Origin of the sequence: Muribacter muris (assembly GCF_004569585.1) — a bacterium.
GTDB classification, from domain to species: domain Bacteria; phylum Pseudomonadota; class Gammaproteobacteria; order Enterobacterales; family Pasteurellaceae; genus Muribacter; species Muribacter muris.
The window spans coordinates 22,212-43,131 of sequence record NZ_SPPA01000019.1; the positions used below are offsets into that span (position 1 = coordinate 22,212).

Sequence of the window (20,920 nt, forward strand, 5' to 3'; positions counted from 1 at the left end):
TTTGCAATGGCTGTTCTTACAAAGAGCTATATTCACGAAATAAAGCAGATTTTAGCAGAGGCTCGCCAGCAAGCGTATGTTGCGGTTAATTCTGCGATGGTTGACGCCTATTGGAAAATCGGTGAACGGATTGTTCAGGAAGAACAAAATGGCAAAGAACGGGCGGAGTATGGTAAGGAAGTGCTAAAAAAACTTTCTATTGAATTAACCAATACGTTTGGAAAGGGATTTAGCTATCGATCTTTACGGGAAATTCGCCAGTTTTATTTATTGTTCCCTGATTACCCAAAATGGCGAACAGTGTTCGCCAAATTAACTTGGTCGCATTTTCAACGAGTATTAAAAGTCCAAAACGCTGAAGCCCGTACTTATTATTTAACCGAAGCGGCGGAAAATCATTGGTCAGTTAGAACCTTAGATCGTAATATTTCGACCCTTTATTATGATAGGTTGATCGCAAGCAAGGATAAGCCATTAGTCAAAGCAGAAATGCAACAAAAATCCGAACCTGTACAAGCAAAGGATCTATTTAAAAATCCAACGATTTTAGAGTTTTTACAACTGCCCGCTAATATGGCGTATTCCGAACAGGAGTTGGAAAAAGCGCTGATTGATAATTTACAGCAGTTTATGTTGGAACTTGGAAAAGGCTTTGCATTTGTCGCTCGCCAAAAACATATCCGAACTGAAACCAGCGATTTTTACATTGACTTAGTGTTTTACAACTACATTCTCAAATGTTTTGTGCTGGTTGAATTGAAAACAGACAAGCTCACTCACCAAGACATCGGGCAATTAGATATGTATGTGCGAATGTATGATGATTTGCAAAAACAGCCGAGTGATAACCCGACTATTGGATTATTGTTGTGTACTGAAACGGACAGTGTGGTTGCCAAATATTCGGTATTAAATGATAACGCTCAATTATTTGCCAGTAAATACGTCCATTATTTACCGAGTGAAGAAGAATTAGTGAGAGAAATTGAGAATCAGAAAATTGCTTTTGAGCAGCAGTTCGGTATTCAATAAATGATTAACGAAGGAATGAAATTGAAAAATGTATTGTTGGTGCCTGTTCTTTAGTGAGCGTTATCAAGAATATGGACCTTATAAACCGTATTATTCTCATACAAGGGTTACAAAAATAGCGTCAATTAAGTTTATTATTTATAAAACAACAGTTTACAACAAAGAGAGAAAACTATGCCAAAACGTAATGATATAAACACGATTTTGATTATTGGAGCGGGTCCGATTGTGATTGGGCAGGCGTGTGAGTTTGACTATTCTGGTGCACAGGCGTGTAAAGCGTTGCGTGAGGAAGGTTATAAGGTGGTGTTGGTCAATTCCAATCCGGCAACCATTATGACCGATCCGAATATGGCGGACGTAACCTACATTGAACCGATCCAATGGCAAGCTGTTGAAAAAATTATTGAAAAAGAACGTCCTGATGCGATTTTACCGACAATGGGCGGGCAGACAGCGTTGAACTGTGCATTGGATCTTTCCCGCCACGGCGTGTTGAAAAAATACAATGTCGAGCTTATTGGGGCAACGGAAGATGCGATCGATAAAGCCGAAGATCGTGGTCGCTTTAAAGAGGCAATGGAAAAAATCGGGCTTTATACGCCGAAATCCTTTGTGGCACATAGCTTTGAAGAAGCGTTAGCGGCGCAGGAGCAGGTCGGTTTCCCAACCTTGATCCGTCCGTCTTTCACAATGGGCGGTTCAGGCGGCGGTATTGCGTACAACCGTGATGAATTTATGGCGATTTGTGAGCGAGGGTTTGAAGCCTCACCGACCCACGAATTGCTGATCGAACAATCGGTACTCGGTTGGAAAGAGTATGAAATGGAAGTGGTTCGGGACAAAGCGGATAACTGCATTATTGTCTGCTCGATTGAGAACTTCGACCCGATGGGCGTGCATACCGGCGACTCAATCACCGTTGCGCCTGCACAGACCTTGACTGATAAAGAGTACCAAATTATGCGTAACGCCTCGTTAGCAGTGTTGCGTGAAATCGGGGTCGATACGGGCGGGGCGAACGTGCAGTTTGCGATCAACCCTGAAAACGGCGAGATGATCGTAATTGAAATGAACCCACGGGTAAGCCGTTCTTCTGCCCTTGCCTCGAAAGCGACCGGTTTCCCGATTGCAAAAGTGGCGGCAAAATTGGCGGTTGGATATACTCTGAATGAGCTGCGTAACGACATCACCGGCGGCTTAATTCCTGCCTCTTTCGAGCCGACTTTAGACTATGTTGTTACCAAAATTCCACGCTTCGCTTTTGAGAAATTTGCCAATGCAGACGACCGCTTGACTACCCAAATGAAATCGGTTGGTGAAGTTATGGCGATGGGGCGTACATTCCAAGAAAGTTTACAAAAAGCGCTACGAGGCTTGGAAACTGGCATTTGCGGCTTTAATTTACTCTCGGAAGAGCCGGAAAAAATTCGCCGTGAATTAGCGAATCCGGGGCCAAACCGCATTCTTTATGTGGCGGACGCATTTGGCGCAGGCTTTAGTTTAGAGGAAGTGCATCACTATTCCAAAATCGATCCGTGGTTCTTGATCCAAATTCAAGATTTGGTGCAAGAAGAGTTAGATCTAGAGAAAAAACAGCTTAGCGATCTTGATCGGGACGCGATCCGTCAATTAAAACGCAAAGGTTTCTCCGACAAACGTATCGCACAGCTCACCAAAGTCAGTGAAAAAGCAGTGCGGGAGTACCGCCACAGCTTAGGCATTTTGCCGGTCTACAAGCGGGTAGATACCTGTGCGGCGGAGTTTGCCTCCGACACTGCCTACCTCTATTCCACCTATGAGGAAGAGTGTGAAGCCAATCCGTCCGACCGTAAAAAAGTGATGATTTTAGGCGGCGGGCCGAACCGTATCGGGCAAGGGATTGAGTTTGACTACTGTTGCGTACACGCTGCCCTTGCGTTACGGGAAAGCGGCTTTGAAACCATTATGGTGAACTGCAATCCGGAAACCGTTTCCACCGATTTTGATACATCTGACCGCTTGTATTTTGAGCCACTTACTTTAGAAGATGTGCTGGAAATTGTGCGGGTGGAAAAACCGTGGGGCGTGATTGTGCATTATGGCGGGCAAACCCCGCTCAAACTGGCGAATGCGTTGCACGAAAACGGCGTGAATATCATCGGTACATCGGCGGATAGCATTGATGCGGCGGAAGATCGCGAGCGTTTCCAGAAAATCTTAAATGATCTCAACTTGCGTCAGCCGCCGAACCGTACCGCCCGCAATGCGCAGGAAGCCGTGGCACTGGCGAACGAAGTCGGCTATCCGTTAGTCGTACGTCCGTCTTATGTGTTGGGCGGTCGGGCAATGCAGATCGTATATAACGATGAAGAATTGAATAAATATATGCGTGAAGCGGTGTCTGTGTCTAACGACAGCCCGATTTTGTTGGATCATTTCTTAAATAATGCGATTGAAGTGGACGTAGATTGTATCTGCGATGGTGAGAATGTTGTGATCGGCGGCATTATGCAGCACGTTGAACAGGCGGGTATCCACAGCGGCGATTCTGCTTGCTCCCTGCCACCATACTCGTTAAGCGGTGAGATCCAAGACGAAATTCGCCGACAAACCAAAGCAATGGCGTTTGCCCTTGGGGTTAAAGGCTTGATGAACGTGCAATTTGCGGTACAAAACGGCGTGGTGTATGTGTTAGAAGTCAATCCTCGTGCCAGCCGTACCGTGCCGTTTGTAAGCAAGGCGACCGGTCGCCCGCTGGCAAAAATTGCCGCACGGGTAATGGCAGGCATTAGCTTGGCAGAACAAAATGTGCAGGGTGAAGTGATTCCGCCGCACTATTTTGTAAAAGAAGCGGTATTCCCGTTCATTAAATTCCCGGGCGTTGATGTGATTTTAGGGCCGGAAATGCGTTCAACCGGCGAAGTAATGGGGGTAGGCAAAACCTTCTCCGAAGCCTTCCTCAAAGCGCAGCTTGGGGCAAATGAACGTGTGCCGAAAACCGGAAAAGTATTTATCTCCGTTGATAACAGCGATAAACCGGGTATTTTAGAGATCGCTAAACGCTTGCAAGAACACGGCTACGGCTTGTGCGCAACGCTGGGGACGGCAAAATTCCTGCGTGAAAACGGCGTGGCGGTGCAAATCGTCAATAAAGTGCGAGAAGGTCGCCCGCATATTGTCGATGCGATCAAAAACGGCGAAATTGCCTTGGTGATTAACACCGTGAGTGGTGACCCAGAAGTGATCGCTGACAGCCACTCAATCCGCCGTAATGCACTACAACAAAAAGTGGCAATCCAAACCACTCTAGCCGGTGCGGCGGCTCTTACTGAAGGTATCGCAAGCTTAGGTAACTACGATGTGTACTCTGTTCAACAGTTACACAGCAACCTAAACGGCTAATCCTTCAACAAGCGGTCGGTTTGCAAACTTTTTCTGCAAACTGACCGCTTGTAATGGGCTTTAAGACTATTCTGTAATGCACAAAAACGGATATTTAAGGAAATACAGAGACGTTCGTGGATCCTTGTAATAAGATCTTAAAATTATTTAGATTCTTATGAACAATAGCTAGTACTATTAGATGTAAGAAAAAATTTAAGATTTTGGAATTATTACATAATAGGTATAAAATTAGTTATTGACTTTCAATAGTGTAATAATCTCTTTTAGAGCATCGATTTCATTTTGTTTTTGAACTAATAAATTATCTTTATTTTTGAGTAGCTCGTCTTTAAATAAAATAAGATTGTCTTTATTTTGAATAATTAATTTTAATTTCTCTATTTCTACGGCACTTAATTCATTACTACCGTAATAGGTAACATTATTATTATCAGCGGAATCGTTAAGCATAAAATAAACGCCCTTATTTGCAGTTTGCATAAATTCTAGGGCATCCATATTGAAGATATTCGCAATTTGTTCGAGTTTTTCCAAACTGAGCTTGGTTTCTCCCCGTTCAATGCGTGCATAGCCGTTAAGCGACATATTCATTTTTTCCGCCATTTCTTCCTGCGACCATTTGCGAATTTCCCGCATTGTCCTAATTTTTTCCTTCAAATCCATTACACACCTCATTTTTTGGTAAATTTGCACCGTAAAAAGAGAATTTCACACCGTTTACGTTACTGGTTCATTTATCGCGAAAGACTAGAATAGATTGTAGGTTTTATCTGTTTTTTATGCAAGTTTACATTGTGATAGGGTTCAGTATGTCTGATTTTCTTTCCTCTTTCCTTTCGTCTTTCAATTTTAATTTAGGCACATTCGGTTTTCCGTTAGAAACGGTCATTATCTTCTTTGCCGTCATTGCATTGTCGGTTTATTTGGATCTCTTTGCTCATCGTAGCAACAAAGAGATCACGGTCAAAGATGCGTCTCTCTGGTCTCTGTTTTGGATTGGGCTGGCATTGGCATTTTATGGTTATTTGTGGGGGCGTTTTGATAAAGCGTGGGCAGATTTATACCTTGCAGGTTATGTCTTGGAAAAAAGTTTATCCGTCGATAATTTAATGGTGTTTATGGCGATTTTTGCTTCATTTGGGATTACAGGGAAATTACAACATCGAATCTTATACTGGGGCATTATTGGGGCATTGATTTTCCGTGCGGTGTTTGTCGTGATTGGTGCGGGATTATTTGCTGCAAGCCCTTATGTTGGCTTTATTTTTGCGGCTTTTGTGATTTGGAGTGCCGTCAAAATGCTAACCACGGGGGAGAATGATGATGAGGAAATTGAGGACTACTCAAACCACTGGAGCGTACATTGGACGGGAAAACTGATTCCAACCTATACCAAGTTATTTGGCGAGCGTTTTATAGTGAGACACGCTGAATTAAATGCTCAGCAGATCTCGTCCATTACACGCAAAGGCTTACGCTATGCCACGCCTGCCTTTTTATGCCTAATGGCGATTGAAACCTCCGATGTGGCATTTGCTTTTGATTCTGTGCCGGCGGTGATTGCGGTAACACAAGAACCCCTCTTAGTTTATGCCGCAATGATTTTCGCCATTCTCGGTTTGCGTAGCTTATATTTTATTCTTGCCGCATTAACCAAATATTTAGTGCACCTCGAAAAAGCCATTATTGCTCTCTTATTTTTCATTGGCATCAAAATGGGCATTCAATCTTGGAATCATGCCATCGGTGATACGGGAATTCATATTTCCCCGAATACCAGCTTATTTATCGTATTAGGCGTGTTAGCGTTAGGGGTGATTGCTTCGTTTGTATTTCCAAAGACAGATAAAAAATGAGATTAAAAAGTAGTTTCTTATATTAGGAATAATAAATGCTAGTGTTTATATCAAATTTTATACAAAAATTGTTCAGATATATTATTTCTGTTATTTTTGTTCTAGGAGTGAGAGTCGGAGTTGTATTCATTATTTTTGGAATAATTTGGGTTGGAGAATATATTTATAATTTAATTCCTGATTCAAAGATTACTTATGAAGAAGCATTATCGAAGAATAATTCAAAAATATGGTATAAATTTTTAGAACAAAACCCAGAATATAAAGGTAATCGTGATATCCAAGATAGAATAACTCGTATTGAAGTGGATGAGATTCTAGGGCATAAAGACACTGGAGCGTTACCTCAGGCAGAACGTCAAAGTAGTCAATATTCGGAAAATTCAAGAGTAGAAATTGAGAATAGAACAGGCTGTTTATTAACTATTCGCTATGTTGGAAATTCAGTTTTAAAAAGGAATATTGTACAGGGGCGTTCAGAAACACTTTATTTAAAAAGTGGTTATTATAAAGTTGCAGCAAGTGCATGTAATAAAAACTATGGAACAACTGAAAATTTAAGTGGAGATTATTCCGTGAGCTACTATATAACACGTAGGTAATTTATTTTCTATTATATTGAATAGTTTAATTAAGATTTTCTATGTAGAAATTGATAACAAAGCAGATTGGTTGGATAAGGCATTAAATAAGACTTATTTAAATCAATATTCAAGTTATGAGGTGGCTGAATATAACCGCAAAGTGAATCAAGTCAACCAGTGGACAAATTGGTTTAATCAACATTGTGCAGAAAAACAATCTTATTCTGCGTGCCAAACTGCACAAGAATTAAATCGCAAAGCGGGTAATCCTCCCCAAAGCTGTCGTTAAATTTATTTAATCAACCATAACAGGAGAGACAAAATGTCAGTATCTTTATCAAAAGGCGGTAACGTGAGTTTAAGTAAATCCGCCCCAGGGTTAACAAAATTAGTCATTGGTTTGGGCTGGGATGCTCGTTCAACAGATGGCGCAGAATTTGACCTTGACGGAAGTGCATTCCTACTCACATCAAGTGGAAAAGTGCGGTCAGATTCCGATTTTATTTTCTACAATAATTTAGTTGCCGCCGATGGCAGTATCGAACACACGGGTGATAACCGCACGGGTGAAGGTGATGGAGACGATGAAAGTTTGATCGTACATTTGAATAAATTGCCAACGACCATTGATAAAATTGCGGTAACGGTTACTATTCACGATGCTGAAAGCCGCAAACAAAGTTTCGGGCAGGTGTCTAATGCGTTTATTCGTTGTGTAAACGGTGATAATAATCAAGAAATTGCCCGCTTTGATTTAACCGAAGATGCATCAACAGAAACAGCGATGATTTTTGGTGAAATTTATCGTCATAATGGGGAATGGAAATTCCGTGCGGTCGGTCAAGGCTTTGCAGGTGGACTGGCTGCTCTGGCAAGAAATTACGGTATTCGCATCTAATAACAGCGAAATAGGTAAGCGATTACCTATTTTTCTTTGTGGAGAAACAAAATGGCAATAGATGTAACGAAAAAACCGAAAATTTCACTGAGTAAGGTGGTATTAGAAAAATCGGGGGATTCTCACCGAGTCGATCTTTCAAAAAATAATGAACAAATTACGATTAATTTAAATTGGACGCAAAAGAAAAATACAGGGTTGTTCGCTAATTTGTTTAATAAAAATCAAGATATTGATTTGGATTTGGGGTGCTATTATGAATTAAACAATGGAGAATCCTCGGTTATTGACGGCTTACAATTTTCTCACAATCGAGGTGGCGGTAAAACACAACGTACTCGCCAAGGCTGTTATACACAAGCGCCGTGGATTTGGCATTGTGGTGATGACAGAGGTTCGGGTAGTCAATCCGGAGAAAATATTTTGGTTAATCCGAAAGGGGCTGATGCTATCCGCCGAATTATCGTTTATTGCTTCATTTATGACGGCATTGCAAAATGGGGTGAGTCTGATGCGGTTGTTACGGTTAAAGTACCGGGGCAACCGGATATTGTGGTAGAAATGGGCAGACAAACCGATCCAAGAACCTTCTGTGCGATAGCTTCCATTGAATTTAGTGGGAAGCAGATGGCGGTTCGTAAGGAAATCACCTTTCATAACGGACATAAGGAATGTGATAGATACTACGGTTGGGGATTTAACTGGGGCGCTGGCTCAAAATAAAGGGCATATTATAGTGAAAGCCACTCATAGAGTGGCTTTTATTTTGATAGCCGGGATAATCGGAAAGGATAACGTATTGTAAACTGTCTATGGGATCTGACCGCTTGCAATCGAAAGGCGGACGTAACCTGCCCGCCTTTTAATTTATTCTACTTTGGGTTTATCACCTTTTTCTACGCTGTTTTTACCAATAGTGATTTTTTTCGCTTTCAAAGACGGTAAATCGTACATTGTATCCAGCAATAGTTCTTCCACAATCGAGCGTAAACCGCGTGCGCCGGTTTTGCGGGAAATCGCTTTTTGTGCGATCGCAATCAGTGCATCTTTGGTGAATTTCAGCTCCGTACCTTCCATTTTGAACAGGGCTTGATACTGCTTGATGAGCGCATTTTTCGGCTCGGTTAAAATCTGAATAAGCGCCGCCTCGTCCAATTCCGCTAACGGTGTAATCACCGGCAAGCGTCCGATTAGCTCCGGAATTAAGCCGAATTTCACCAAATCTTCCGGTTCGACTTTTTTGAATAATTCCGTGAGCGCTTCACGATCTTTCTCTTTTTTCAGCTCTGCTTTAAAGCCGATGCCGCCTTGTTTATTGGTGCGGGTTTCGACAATTTTGTCCAAGCCGGCGAATGCGCCACCACAGATGAACAGAATTTTTGAGGTATCGACCGCAATCGTGTCTTGTTTCGGGTGTTTACGCCCGCCCTGTGGGTTGATATTTGCCACCGTTCCTTCAATCAGTTTCAGCAACGCTTGCTGTACGCCTTCGCCGGACACATCGCGGGTGAGGGACGGATTTTCGGATTTACGGGTGATTTTGTCGATCTCGTCAATGAAGATAATGCCCCGTTCCGCTTGGGTTTGGTCGAAATCGCACTTCATCAGCAATTTTTGGATCACATTTTCCACATCTTCGCCCACATAGCCTGCTTGGGTGAGGGTGGTGGCATCGGCAATCGCAAACGGCACATTCAAGCGGCGTGCCAAGCTCTCTGCCAATAAGGTTTTACCGCTACCGGTCGGGCCGATCAATAAAATATTACTTTTACCCAGTTCTACACCGTCTGTGTCTTGATAATTGGACGCGGCACTTTTTAGGCGTTTATAGTGGTTATATACCGCCACCGATAGCACTTTTTTAGCGTGTTCCTGCCCGATAACATACTCGTTCAAGTGGGCGTGGATTTCGTGCGGTGTCGGGATCTGATTGAAAAAATCATCGCCTTTCTCACCGCTTGTTTGCTCGGTTTCAGCCTCAGCCTGTTCTTCCGTGCCGTTTAAGACATCGTAGGCTTCCTCAATACATTCATTGCAGATAAAACCTTCTTCGCCTTTAATTAAGGCATCCACTTCATTTTTGCGCTTACCGCAAAAACTGCAATGGGGCATTTGTTCAAATTTATCCATTATTTTTGATCTCTATGCGTAACAACCTCATCAATTAAGCCGTAGGCTTTTGCTTCTTCGGCGGACATAAAATTATCCCGATCGGTATCTTTTTCCACTTTTTCAAGGGGCTGACCGGAATGTGCCGCCATACGTTGATTGAGGGTGTGTTTAATTTTTAAAATTTCTTGGGCGTGAATTTGAATGTCGGACGCTTGTCCACGATAGCCGCCTAACGGTTGGTGAATCATCACCCGCGCGTGCGGCAGGGCAAAGCGTTTGCCTTTTGCGCCCGCAGACAGCAAAAATGCGCCCATTGAACAGGCTTGTCCGATACAGACGGTGCTGACGTCCGGTTTGATGAAATTCATCGTATCGTAAATCGCCATACCGGCAGTAACCGCTCCGCCCGGTGAGTTAATGTAGAGGCTAATGTCTTTTTCCGGATCTTCCGCTTCCAAAAAGAGCAGTTGCGCCACAATCAGTTTTGCCATTTCGTCTTCCACACCGCCGTTTAAGAAAATAATGCGCTCTTTGAGCAGGCGGGAATAAATATCGTAAGCACGTTCGCCTTTTGCGCTTTGCTCTACGACCATTGGGATCACTGCCATTGTTCGTTCCTTTATCTCATTTATAAAAAAGTGTGCAATTCTAGCAAAATTTAAAGATTGCATAAAGTAGCCGGCACGTTACAATCTGCACCTTTGATAGAGAGGATAAGATGCAACTTGCCGACATTTACGCCCAATTTGCCCGTTGCAAATTTTGGGAAGAAAGATACCGCTTGCTCATTCAACTGAGCCGCCGCCTGCCCGTGCCTTCCGCTGATGAGCTGGCACAATGGCAACAAATCCACGGCTGCGAAAGCCGTTTATGGTTTGAATTTAGCCTGACTCCCCGCCAAATTCACGCATACAGCGATGCTCGCTTAATGCAAGGGCTGTTGGTGATTATTCTCGCTGCTTTGACGGAGCAAACCGCCGCACAATTACAACAATTCGATTTACACGCCCTGTTTGACGAGTTGCAGATTACCCGCCACCTCACTGCCACCCGTTTAAACGGTTTAGCCCAAATTCAAGCGAAAGTGAGGGCGGCTGCGGCACTTAGTCGTTAAGCAATTCCACCACCGCTTGCGCTGCTTGGGTGTCGGCATTGCGTTGAATTTGCTGATGCAGATCGGCAAATTGTTGCTGAAGTTGCGCTTTATGCTGAAGATCAGCCGGATTAGGTGAAAAATAGATGCTTAAATGCCGAGCGAGGTTGTCCGGATTGCACTCTTCTTGAATAAGCTCCGGGACAAGCGGTCGGTTAGCGAGTAAATTTGGCAATGAAATGTAATCGGTTTTCACCAGTTTTTTGGCGAGCCAATAGGTGAGCGGTTTCATTTTGTAGCCCACCACCATCGGTGATTTGCATAGCATTGCTTCCAACGCCGCTGTGCCGGAGGCAAGCAAAGTCGCTTCGCTCACTATCATTGCCTCACGCGCTTGATTGTCAAGCATTTTCACCGTTAAATCGGGGGCGACCTTTTGTTTGATCTCGTTAAATTGCGTGCGGCGTTTTTCGCTTACGAGCGGCACGAGCAGTTGAATATCGGGATATTGCTGTTGCAAAATCTTTGCCGCTTTCAGAAATGGTTCGGTTAAAAAGGCGACTTCGCTACTGCGGCTGCCGACTAAAATCGCCAAATAGCGTTGCGATTCGTCCAAGCCTAAAGCCGTACAGGCGGCTTGGCGGTTCGGTTTGAGCGGGATAGTGTCTGCCATTGTATGCCCGACAAAACGGCACGGCACATTAAAACGATCGTAAAAGGCTTTTTCAAAGGGTAAAAACGCCAAGACGCTATCCGTTGCCCGTGCGATTTTATGCACCCGATTTTGCCGCCACGCCCACACAGACGGGCTGACGTAATGGACGGTTTTAATGCCGTGTGCTTTGAGCTTTTCCTCAATGCCGAGATTAAAATCCGGCGCATCAATCCCAATAAACACCGCCGGTTTTTGCGCCAGCATTGTGTCGATCACTTGGCGGCGGCGTTTGAGTAGGCGGGGCAGATGTTTAACCACTTCCGCCAAGCCCATTACCGCAATCTCTTCCATATCAAACAACGTTTCGCAGCCTTTCGCCAACATTTTGGGGCCGGCAACCCCAATAAAACGGGCATTGGGATAGTGTAATTTGAGTGCTTGGATTAAGCCTGCGCCGAGAATGTCGCCGGAAATTTCGCCGGCAACCACAGCAATTAGGGGAGATGAATGTGTCATAGGGGCAGAAATGTAATAAATAAATGCCATTATAAGTCATTATGAACAAAAACGTGTCTTTTCCACACACTTTGTTTAGAATTTGTCGTTTTATTCTCAAAGGGAGCAAAAATGAATATTGAACGCTATGCAATGATTGATCTGCATTTACATTTGGACGGTTCGCTTTCGCCGCAATGGCTCTTAGAGTGGGCGAAAAAACAGGCAATTTCGCTGCCGACCACCGATCCGACCCAGTTACTATCCTTTATTTCAGCCCCGCATGATTGCAGCGACTTAAATCAATATTTACGCAGTTTTGAAATTCCCCTTGCCGTTTTGCAATCGCCGCAGGCACTCACCGCAGCGGTAACCCATTTAATCGAACGTTTGGATCAGGCACAAATGCTGTATGCGGAAATCCGCTTTGCGCCGCAGCTTCATACCCAAAAAACAATGGATCAGGAGCAAGCGGTATTGGCAGCAATCGCCGGTTTGCAAGCCGTCGAAAATTGCCATTCTCTGTTTAAGGTTAATCTGATCCTGTGTTGTATGCGAGGCGAAGATAATCAGGCGGAAAATCACGAGACCGTACGGCTGGCGCAAAAATACCTTGGACAAGGGGTTGTCGCGATTGATTTAGCCGGTGCAGAGGGATTGTACCCGACAGCGCACTACCAAACACTCTTTAGCGAAGCGGTGGCACTTGGCGTGCCGTTTACCCTCCACGCAGGCGAAGCCGCCGGTGCAGACAGTGTGCAGCAGGCGTTAGATTTCGGCGCAACCCGCATCGGACACGGGGTGCGTGCAGTGGAAAGCGACGCGGTGGTTTTGCAATTAATTGAGCGCAAGACACCGCTTGAAATGTGCCCTTGTAGCAACTTACAAACCAAAACGGTGGCGAGTTTAAGCCAATATCCGCTGCGTCATTATTTAGAACGGGGCGTAGTGGCAACGGTCAATACCGACAATATGACGGTCTCCAACACCACGGTTGCACACGAGTTCGCATTACTCAAGCGGGATTACCGCCTCACGAATGTTGAAGCACGCCAACTGGTGCAAAATGCCGTGCAAGCCGCCTTTTTGTGCGCAGAAGATAAGCAGATATTGTGGGAGAAAGTGCAACAACGTTGGGCAACGGCAAATCTTTGCTGACGGATTTCCAACGGTCAGGTTATACTTAGGCAAGGATTTTTTATTTTCGGAGCAAATGATGAAAAAAACACTGCTTGCCTTAACAATAGGGGCGATCGCCGCCAATTCGGTACAGGCCTATACTTTAATTGATAGTAAAGAAAGCGGTACTACGTTGGATTTTGGCGGTTCTGCACGGCTACAATGGCGTAGCACCACCACCAAAACGGATAACTATGCCAACCAAACCACTATCCGTCAGCACGTTAATCAAGCGGTGCGCAATAATGGTTCACGTTTCGGTTTCCGTGTTAAGCAGCAACTGACGGACGATTTTTATGCCTTAGGGCGTGTTGAGTGGCGCTTTCGTGGCACAGCCGCTTCGCAACACGATTTTGATGATATTTATACCCGCCAACTTTATGTGGGAATTGGGCATAAACAATTCGGCGAGCTGACTTACGGTCATCAAACGGTGATTACCGATGAAGTTAAACAGACCGATCTTGCCAATACGCTGAGTTTAAGTGATGGCTTACTCAACTATGCCGCCCGCCGTTCGCTTCAATATGTGTATAAAGGGGTAGAGGGGCTAAAACTCGGTGGCTATTACGGCGGTTCAAGCAAACGGGATAATTTAGGGCTGGATTTAGCCGATAAACGTAAAGACGTGTGGGGGGCGGCAGCAATTTATCGTACCCAATTTGCCGATAATCAAAGCATTAAATTGGCAACCGGCGTTAGTCGAGAGCGTTATGGCAAAGGGAATGTTACCGTTGAGGCAACGGCTTATTCTGTCGGTGCTGCCTATACTTTTGACAAAACAACCATCGGGTTGGATTTAGAGCGCCGAGTAACCCGAAATCAAAATTTGGCGGGCAGCAAACGGGTACAAAAAGAGGTACGCACCATACTGCTACAAAAATTAACGGATGATTGGGCGGCTTACACAATGTATGCTTACAAAACCAATGCGTTAAAAGGGGGAAATCACGCGAAAACCCACCAATTTATGCTGGGAACGGAATACTATCTCGTGCCGCAGCACCTGAAAACGTTTGTTGAGTGGCAGACTGCCCGCACCAAAAATCACACAAGCGATCAGTTAGCGAGTAAAATTCGCCATAACCAAACAGTGATCGGTTTACGGGCATATTGGTAAATGATTAAGGGGCGAAATGCCCCTTTTTATTTTGGGCATTGGTAAATTTTTGTTAAAATTCGACCGCTTGTCTTTACCAAAGGAACAAAATGTTACGCAAACTTACCCAATATACGGCGTGGTCGGTCTATTTTAGCCTATTCGGGCTTTACGCATTTAGCCTGTGGGCATTATTTAACCATCACGACGGGCAAACATTTTGGTCTTTTGTCGAAACTGTGCAGTTGCTCGCTTATAGCGTACTACAAGCGGGCATTTCTGCGACACTCTCGCTCATTTGGGGGCTGTTGCTCGCGCGTGCTTTTTTTTATCTCAATTTTTCCGGTAAAACGTGGCTGTATAAATGGATCAGCTTTGCGTGGGCATTGCCTTCGTTGGTCGTGATTTTTGCGATTATTGGCGTATGGGGACATTCCGGCTGGCTCGCTGCTTGGTTGGGATTTTTGGGCATTGAATGGCGGTTTTCGCTCTATGGCTTACAAGGTATTATCTTAGCCCACCTATTTTTGAATATTCCGCTCGTGGCAAAATATTGCCTTGAGGGGCTGAATTTTATTCCCAGCCATCAACACCAACTCGCCGCCCAATTAAATTTAACCGGTTGGCAAGCATTTCGGATTGTCGAATGGCAAGCACTCAAAAACGTTCTGCCCTATGCTTTCACGAATGTGTTTTTGGTTTGCTTCACCAGTTTTCCGATTGTGTTAATGCTGGGGGGCGGACCGAAATACAGTACCCTTGAAGTCGCAATCTATCAAGCGGTTACATTTGAGTTTGATTTTGCAAAAGCCGTTTGGTTGATTATCGCCCAAATCAGTGTCGGGATAGGCTTACAATTACTGATGGATTACGCCAGCCGGCTGTCCGAGCGACCGAACCGAGCTGCCGGAATATCCGTTGCGATTTGGAAACCGACGTTGAACGGTTTTGCCCGAATGACGTTGCAATGGGTGTTGATATTAACGGTATTACTGATTATTGTGCCGATCATCAATGTGATCTGGACGGCTTTGTCCGTATCCGATCTTCTCTCTCGGTTGGCAAATCCGAGTTTGTGGCAAGCCTTTTTCTACTCACTGGTATTAAGCCTGATTGCTAGCGTGTTTGTGATCGGTATTGCGTATTTATTAGCCTTAGAAACCCGCCAACAAGCTTATCATCGCCACAAAATCAGACAGATTATTCTAAGCGGAATCAGCTCTTATCCGTTGATTTTTCCGGTCTTTATGTTGGCGGTCGGGCTATTTTTACTGCTGATGGACGTTGAATTAACCCCCTGCCATTTGTTGCTGTTGATTGGGGTATGTAACGGCTTAATGCTGCTGCCCTATATTTACCGTCTGTTATTTACGGCGATGTGGGAAGTGTTGGTCAATCAAGATAAACTTGCGCGCAGCTTGGGGTTGAGCGGCATTCGCCGTTGGTGGATTGTAGAAACATATTACCTGCGCCGACCGCTACGCAACGCCTTTGCGTTGGCAATGTCCGCCAGCTTAGGCAGTTTTTCGGTCATTGCCTTTTTCGGCAGCCCCGATTTCAGCACCTTACCCTATTTACTCTACCAGCAATTAGGCAGCTACCGTAGCGAAGATGCCGCGGTTACGGCATTGATCTTGATGGTTTGCGCCTTTTTGCCGTTTTTATTGATTGACCAAGAAGAAAGCCGATAATGATTCGTTTACATTTAGATTTTGATTACCCCGATATGCCGATGCAATTTGAGCTGAATGTTAGCCGTGGCGAACGTTTAGCAGTGATTGGTGAAAGCGGGGCGGGAAAAAGCACCTTGCTGAATTTAATTGCCGGTTTTGATAAAGCCGACCGAGGCGAACTTTGGCTGGATAACCAAAACCATTTTGCCACCGAACCGGCTGTACGTCCCGTTTCAATGTTGTTTCAAGATAATAATTTATTCCCGCACCTCACTGTTGCACAGAATATCGGTTTAGCTTTAGTGCCTCGGCTGAGCTTTAGTGCCACTCAACAGCAGAAAATTGCCTATATTGCCGAGCAAATGGGGATTGCCGATTTATTGTCTCGGCGAGCGGATCAACTTTCCGGCGGGCAAAAACAGCGGGTGGCATTAGCACGCACTTTGTTACGGGATAGACCGATCTTATTGCTAGACGAACCTTTTTCCGCACTCGATCCGCAAAAACGCCTTGAAATGCAACAACTGGTCGAACAAATTTGCCGACAACGCCAACTCACGCTGGTAATGGTTACCCATCAATTTGAGGAGAGTGCCGCCTTATTTGATCGCTTTATTCAAGTTGAAAACGGCAGGATCGTATCACGCCCCTAGCCAAGCGGGCATTTTTTGAGTAATATGGATAATTTATTGATTTCATTTCATTCTTGCGAGGATTATTTTGCCAAACCGTGATTACGCTGCACGTGCTAAAAAAAATAAAAAAGGCACGAACCGTTCGCTGATTTTAGCCATTTTAATATTATTGCTGATGATGAGCGGGCTTGGACTTTGGGTGCTAAAAGAGAATGCCCCTGTTCAAACCATTCCAACACAAACCGTTGCCCCTTCCCAGCCGAAAAGTACCCTGCCTTCTCCGCCGGAAGAGGTATATAGCTATATTCGTGATTTGGAAACCCGTGAAGTGCCGGTGGATAAAAACTCCAAACTGGCTAAATTAACCAAAGAGCAAGAGCAGCAGCTCCAACGCCAAAAAGAAGAGGAGCAACGCAAGCTACAACAAGTACAAGCCGCTCAAGCACAGGTTCAGCTAAATGAGCAAACGAAGGAAACAGCTTCTTCCGAAACCGATGCGGCTTTAGCCGAAGAACTATCACTGAAAAAGGCAAAAGAGAAGCAATTGGCAGAAGAAAAACGCCAAGCCGAGCTGAAAAAACAGCAAGAGGCTGCTAAAAAAGCAGAACAGCAGGCACAGGTAAAAGCTCAAACCAAAGCAACCGAACCGCAAAAACCGAAACAAGAGCCGGCAAAAGTGGTTGCCAGTGCAGCCAAACCTGCGGATATCGCAAAACCGGCAGCGGGTAAATACGGCTTGCAATGTGGTGCGTTTAAAAATAAAGCGCAAGCGGAAAATATGCAGGCTCGCTTGGCAATGGCAGGCTATAATGCCAGAATTAACAGTAACGGTGAGTGGAATAGAGTGGTGATCGGGCCGATTGGCGACCGCGCTGCTACTTCGGCGGCACAATCGAACTCACGCAGCGTGGCGGAATGTTTAATCGTTGGAATGTAATCAATATAGGAGCGCATTATGCAGTTTAAAGATTATTTAGCCACCTTTCCCGACATCAGCCATTTGAGCGGGCTGGACGTATTAAATGCAAGTGGTGAGCCTGTTCACCATATTCCTGCACAGGAAGGTAAATTAGGCTCATTGAAACTTTACAACGCCTTAGCCGAAAAATTTGGCAGAACACTTGATAAAACAGCGGCATCACAGGGAATTGCGTGGTTTGCCGAACATCTTGAAGATGCTAAGCAAAATATCGGCAAACACCCGAATATCGATTTGCTGTTAAAGGTGATTGAGCAAGATCTCACTTTGCAATTACAACCTAACGCAAAGTAATCTTTAGATTTGAGGAAAGGGACACATTGTGTCCCTTTTTTGTGGTTAGCGATAAACAATCTCCGCTATTTGTGCGATTTCCGCCTGCACCGGACGTGAAACTTGCAGGCAATTTTGGCGATCTTGAATAAAGAAACGGGAGGTGAGCACTTTCTCGCCGTGATTGAGGAAAATCTCCACAACCGAACGATCGAAAAAAAGCTCAATAGACTGCAAATCTGCTATTTCGCACTGCCGTAGCGTACCAAATTCTGCCATTAACGCCGTTTGTGTCGTTTGGCTGCGATCAAGGCTGACAATGCCGTTTTCATACCGCAGGTTGAGGTGTTGCCCCTGTGCGTTGTTAAAGAACTGAATAGCAAGCGGTTGGTTTTCAACAGTAATTTGCAAATAGGCGGTATCTAAGCCGTCAAGGTGTACAATTCCCGCTAATTGATGTGATTGCTTTTCCCCTAATTGCGCATAAATTTTGGCAATCGGTTGTTGGTAAAGCCGCCCGTTTTTAACTTTCAACTGACGCGGCATTGTGAGCATTGAATGCCATTTATAGTCATCGGTCGGGTAGGTTAAATCCGGCAGCCCAACCCAGCCGTACAATATCCCGTGTGCATTCTGAATAGTTTGCGGCGCATAAAAATCAAAGCCGTAGTCCAGTTCTTCTATATGCTCGGCGTGTAGCGTTGTGCCCTCCAGCTTGCCCAGTGCATAGGTGGCGTGGTAATTGTTTTGGAAACGTTTTGCCTCCCGTGCTTTTCCTTGTGGCGACCAGATAAACAGATCTTTGCCGTCTAACTGGAACAGATCGGGGCATTCCCACATAAATACCTTATCGTTATCAAATGGCACAATCGTTAATTCAGACAGTAAACGGGGGGTATCCGTTAAATCCGCCATTTCATACAGTAATGCCGTGCCGCTGAGATCTTGCCGTTGTGCACCTAACACAAAGCGAATTTTGCCTTCTGCGGTGATAAAGGGCTTCGGATCACGGACGTGTTCCGTGTAGCCGTCAGGGGCGCGATCCATAATACAACGCTTTTCCAACAATTTCCCCGATTTGTCAAAAATCGCAATATTTTGGTGCGGAATGCGCTGATTATCGCTCGCTCGGCGCGTATTGCCCGTATAAAACGCCACAATATTGTCTTGCCATAAAATCGCCCCGCCCGAGTAGCAGCCGTGGGATTCAAACAGCTCATCGGGGATCAACATATCGGCAGCGGTAAAGGTTTGAAAATCGGTGGTGGTAAAATGTTGCCAATGTTTCATTCCGTGTATGGCGTCAAAGGGAAACCATTGGTAGAAGATGTGGTATTTCTCGCCGTCAAAAAGTAGCCCGTTCGGATCGTTTAATAGTCCTGTCGGGGCGGCAAGATGATAACGGGGGCGGAAATCTTTATCTTGTTCAACTTGTCGGCGAATACGGTCTAGCTCGCCGTGCGTTTGTGCGTGCAGGCTTTTGTATTTGCCTTGATTAAAAATGTGCATTGTCATCTCCGATAAAAAGTGAATGCAAGCGGTGCGTTAAATAGGCTATTTTGCAAAAAATTGGCGTTGGCAGACCGCTTGTCAATAGGTTATTGGGCTAAAAATGCTTCGAGTTGCGCTTTATTCGGCAGGGCGGACATTGCCCCTTTTGCCGTTGTAGCTAATGCGCCGGAGGCATTGGCTTTGCGGATCACTTCAACCAATACGCTTTCTGTCTGCCAGTCGCCGACATCGGATAATCCCGCCAGTAATCCGCTGACAAACGCATCGCCTGCGCCGGTGGTGTCAATCGGCTTTAACGCTTTGCCTGCCACGGTTTTACTGATGCCGTTGAGATGGAAAATCGCCCCGTCTTTGCCCAACGTAACAATGATCAGTTTTTGCGGATACTGCGCTGTCATTATCCGGGTAGCGGCTTCAAGGCTGGTCGTGTTGGTGAGTAAGGTTAATTCTTCTTCGGAGAATTTCAGTACATCTGCCATTGCAACCACTTGATTGACGACTTGTTTCATCTCCTCAAGGGAGCCCCACAGGGATTCTCGCAAATTCGGATCAAACGAAAAATAGCCGCCTGCCTCTTTGATGCGGCGAATTGCCTCAAGGGTGGTAGAACGGGACGGTTCGTTGATTAATGCAATCGAACAACAGTGTAGGAAATCGCCCGATTGGAAATGCGGTAAATCGCCGATTTCTAGAAACTGATCGGCACTCGGATTGACCATAAACGTAAAGCTACGTTCGCCCTCATCTAACCCGACAATAACGGTGGAGGTGCGTTGCTTCGGATCTAAAATCATCTGATCGGTATTGACATTCTCCGCCTGCAAGGTTTGCCGCATAAATTTGCCGAGCGGATCATTGCCGACTCGCCCGATAAAGCCGGCTTGACCGCCTAAACGGGCAACGCCGACAGCGACATTTGCCGGTGCGCCGCCGGCACAGCGTAAATAGTGATGTTCGCCATCGGGAATTAAATCTACGACCGCATCGCCTAATACCCAAATTTTACTCATAAATGTTGCCTTTTTAATCGTGAAAAATTGGGTGAAATAGTAGCTAAAACGGTTTAGTTTTGCAATTTGTGAAACTGTTTCGGATCAAAATTTAATGTTTTTTTCCTGATTTCCGACAACGGTTGCTTAATAGGGGATGGATTTGGGGATTTTCGTACCTCTTGGTAAGGCACCGCTGGCTTTAGGTAAAAAGGTGTCGCGTGAGGTTGTTTTGTCTGGAGGGTAAAATCGGCGTGCGTTTTGTTTAAGGCAACCATCAATAATGCACCGACAAGAGCAATGGGGGCTTCGATCGCTGTATTTTGCTCGGCACATCGCCCGAAAGGGCATTGTGCTATGTTATCAGGCGTTTGCGGTTTGGATAAACGTGTTGTTTCACTCGGTGCGCAGCCGACTAACAAAGCCATACTGTAAAGTGCCAAATATAATCTAAACATCATTTTTACCT

Annotated in this window: 21 protein-coding genes; 14 read left to right on the top strand and 7 right to left on the bottom strand. The window is 45.1% G+C overall.

Annotated elements, in window-relative coordinates; translation table 11 throughout:
• Positions 1–6: 6 nt before the first annotated feature.
• Together E4T80_RS08745 and carB are read left to right on the top strand one after the other, a co-directional pair.
• Complete coding sequence (locus E4T80_RS08745) at positions 7–1,032, top strand: PDDEXK nuclease domain-containing protein (protein ID WP_135057470.1); 1,026 nt, start codon at positions 7–9, stop codon at positions 1,030–1,032.
• A gap of 174 nt (positions 1,033–1,206) precedes the next feature.
• Complete coding sequence (carB, locus tag E4T80_RS08750; RefSeq protein ID WP_135057473.1) at positions 1,207–4,416, top strand: carbamoyl-phosphate synthase large subunit; 3,210 nt, start codon at positions 1,207–1,209, stop codon at positions 4,414–4,416.
• A 231-nt stretch (positions 4,417–4,647) separates the two neighbouring features.
• On the opposite strand, the gene E4T80_RS08755 is transcribed toward carB, so the two are convergent.
• Entirely contained in the window at positions 4,648–5,082 is a 435-nt protein-coding gene (locus E4T80_RS08755) for a helix-turn-helix domain-containing protein (protein WP_167740713.1), read from the bottom strand.
• Positions 5,083–5,228: 146 nt separating this feature from the next.
• Between E4T80_RS08755 and E4T80_RS08760 the strand changes: the two genes are divergently transcribed.
• From E4T80_RS08760 to E4T80_RS08780, 5 genes are read left to right on the top strand one after another with little or no spacing between them, the layout of a single operon-like run.
• Positions 5,229–6,275: a TerC/Alx family metal homeostasis membrane protein gene (locus E4T80_RS08760; RefSeq protein WP_135057476.1), complete on the top strand. Its 1,047-nt coding sequence runs from the start codon at positions 5,229–5,231 to the stop codon at positions 6,273–6,275.
• Between the two features lie 35 nt (positions 6,276–6,310).
• A complete protein-coding gene (locus E4T80_RS08765) occupies positions 6,311–6,877 on the top strand; it encodes a DUF6759 domain-containing protein (RefSeq protein WP_135057480.1) in 567 nt (188 codons plus the stop codon).
• Positions 6,878–6,893: 16 nt separating this feature from the next.
• Positions 6,894–7,148: a hypothetical protein gene (locus E4T80_RS08770; RefSeq protein WP_194186340.1), complete on the top strand. Its 255-nt coding sequence runs from the start codon at positions 6,894–6,896 to the stop codon at positions 7,146–7,148.
• A 33-nt stretch (positions 7,149–7,181) separates the two neighbouring features.
• Positions 7,182–7,757 carry a TerD family protein gene (locus E4T80_RS08775; protein WP_135057483.1) on the top strand — a complete coding sequence of 192 codons (576 nt, stop codon included), beginning with the start codon at positions 7,182–7,184 and terminating at the stop codon, positions 7,755–7,757.
• 51 nt (positions 7,758–7,808) lie between these two features.
• The gene (locus E4T80_RS08780; RefSeq protein WP_135057486.1) at positions 7,809–8,480 is read left to right on the top strand and encodes a TerD family protein; all 672 of its coding nucleotides are present in this window, start codon (positions 7,809–7,811) and stop codon (positions 8,478–8,480) included.
• Between the two features lie 144 nt (positions 8,481–8,624).
• Here the strand turns inward: E4T80_RS08780 and clpX are convergent, their stop codons facing one another.
• Together clpX and clpP are read right to left on the bottom strand one after the other, a co-directional pair.
• A complete protein-coding gene (gene clpX, locus E4T80_RS08785) occupies positions 8,625–9,887 on the bottom strand; it encodes an ATP-dependent protease ATP-binding subunit ClpX (RefSeq protein ID WP_135057489.1) in 1,263 nt (420 codons plus the stop codon).
• Positions 9,887–10,477 carry an ATP-dependent Clp endopeptidase proteolytic subunit ClpP gene (gene clpP, locus E4T80_RS08790; protein ID WP_135057492.1) on the bottom strand — a complete coding sequence of 197 codons (591 nt, stop codon included), beginning with the start codon at positions 10,475–10,477 and terminating at the stop codon, positions 9,887–9,889. The genes clpX and clpP overlap by 1 nt, the downstream gene beginning before the upstream one ends.
• 110 nt (positions 10,478–10,587) lie before the next feature.
• Here clpP and E4T80_RS08795 point away from each other — a divergent pair, with 110 nt between their 5' ends.
• Entirely contained in the window at positions 10,588–10,983 is a 396-nt protein-coding gene (locus tag E4T80_RS08795) for a SufE family protein (protein ID WP_135057495.1), read from the top strand.
• Here the strand turns inward: E4T80_RS08795 and lpxB are convergent.
• Complete coding sequence (lpxB, locus tag E4T80_RS08800; protein ID WP_135057561.1) at positions 10,973–12,133, bottom strand: lipid-A-disaccharide synthase; 1,161 nt, start codon at positions 12,131–12,133, stop codon at positions 10,973–10,975. The two genes, E4T80_RS08795 and lpxB, sit on opposite strands and share 11 nt — an antisense overlap.
• Before the next feature lie 111 nt (positions 12,134–12,244).
• On the opposite strand from lpxB, the gene add reads away from it, so the two are divergent.
• The 6 genes from add (at position 12,245) to E4T80_RS08830 (ending at position 17,971) form a co-directional block, all read left to right on the top strand.
• Positions 12,245–13,270: an adenosine deaminase gene (gene add, locus E4T80_RS08805; RefSeq protein WP_135057498.1), complete on the top strand. Its 1,026-nt coding sequence runs from the start codon at positions 12,245–12,247 to the stop codon at positions 13,268–13,270.
• 58 nt (positions 13,271–13,328) lie between these two features.
• Positions 13,329–14,411 (top strand): porin, encoded by a 1,083-nt coding sequence (locus E4T80_RS08810; protein ID WP_135057501.1) that lies wholly within the window; start codon positions 13,329–13,331, stop codon positions 14,409–14,411.
• 89 nt (positions 14,412–14,500) lie between these two features.
• Complete coding sequence (thiP, locus tag E4T80_RS08815) at positions 14,501–16,081, top strand: thiamine/thiamine pyrophosphate ABC transporter permease ThiP (RefSeq protein ID WP_135057504.1); 1,581 nt, start codon at positions 14,501–14,503, stop codon at positions 16,079–16,081.
• Positions 16,081–16,716 (top strand): thiamine ABC transporter ATP-binding protein, encoded by a 636-nt coding sequence (gene thiQ, locus E4T80_RS08820; RefSeq protein WP_135057507.1) that lies wholly within the window; start codon positions 16,081–16,083, stop codon positions 16,714–16,716. Before thiP ends, thiQ begins: the two co-directional genes overlap by 1 nt.
• 67 nt (positions 16,717–16,783) lie before the next feature.
• Positions 16,784–17,635: a cell division protein FtsN gene (gene ftsN, locus E4T80_RS08825; protein ID WP_135057510.1), complete on the top strand. Its 852-nt coding sequence runs from the start codon at positions 16,784–16,786 to the stop codon at positions 17,633–17,635.
• An 18-nt stretch (positions 17,636–17,653) separates the two neighbouring features.
• Positions 17,654–17,971 carry a DUF2322 family protein gene (locus tag E4T80_RS08830; protein ID WP_135057513.1) on the top strand — a complete coding sequence of 106 codons (318 nt, stop codon included), beginning with the start codon at positions 17,654–17,656 and terminating at the stop codon, positions 17,969–17,971.
• A 45-nt stretch (positions 17,972–18,016) separates the two neighbouring features.
• Here the strand turns inward: E4T80_RS08830 and E4T80_RS08835 are convergent, their stop codons facing one another.
• The 3 genes from E4T80_RS08835 to E4T80_RS08845 all read right to left on the bottom strand — a co-directional run bounded on the left by E4T80_RS08835 (position 18,017) and on the right by E4T80_RS08845 (position 20,912).
• Positions 18,017–19,459 (bottom strand): glycoside hydrolase family 32 protein, encoded by a 1,443-nt coding sequence (locus E4T80_RS08835; protein ID WP_135057516.1) that lies wholly within the window; start codon positions 19,457–19,459, stop codon positions 18,017–18,019.
• 89 nt (positions 19,460–19,548) lie between these two features.
• On the bottom strand, positions 19,549–20,472 hold the full coding sequence (locus E4T80_RS08840; RefSeq protein WP_135057519.1) for an aminoimidazole riboside kinase: 924 nt from the start codon (positions 20,470–20,472) through the stop codon (positions 19,549–19,551).
• 53 nt (positions 20,473–20,525) lie between these two features.
• Entirely contained in the window at positions 20,526–20,912 is a 387-nt protein-coding gene (locus E4T80_RS08845) for a hypothetical protein (protein ID WP_135057522.1), read from the bottom strand.
• Positions 20,913–20,920: the final 8 nt, after the last annotated feature.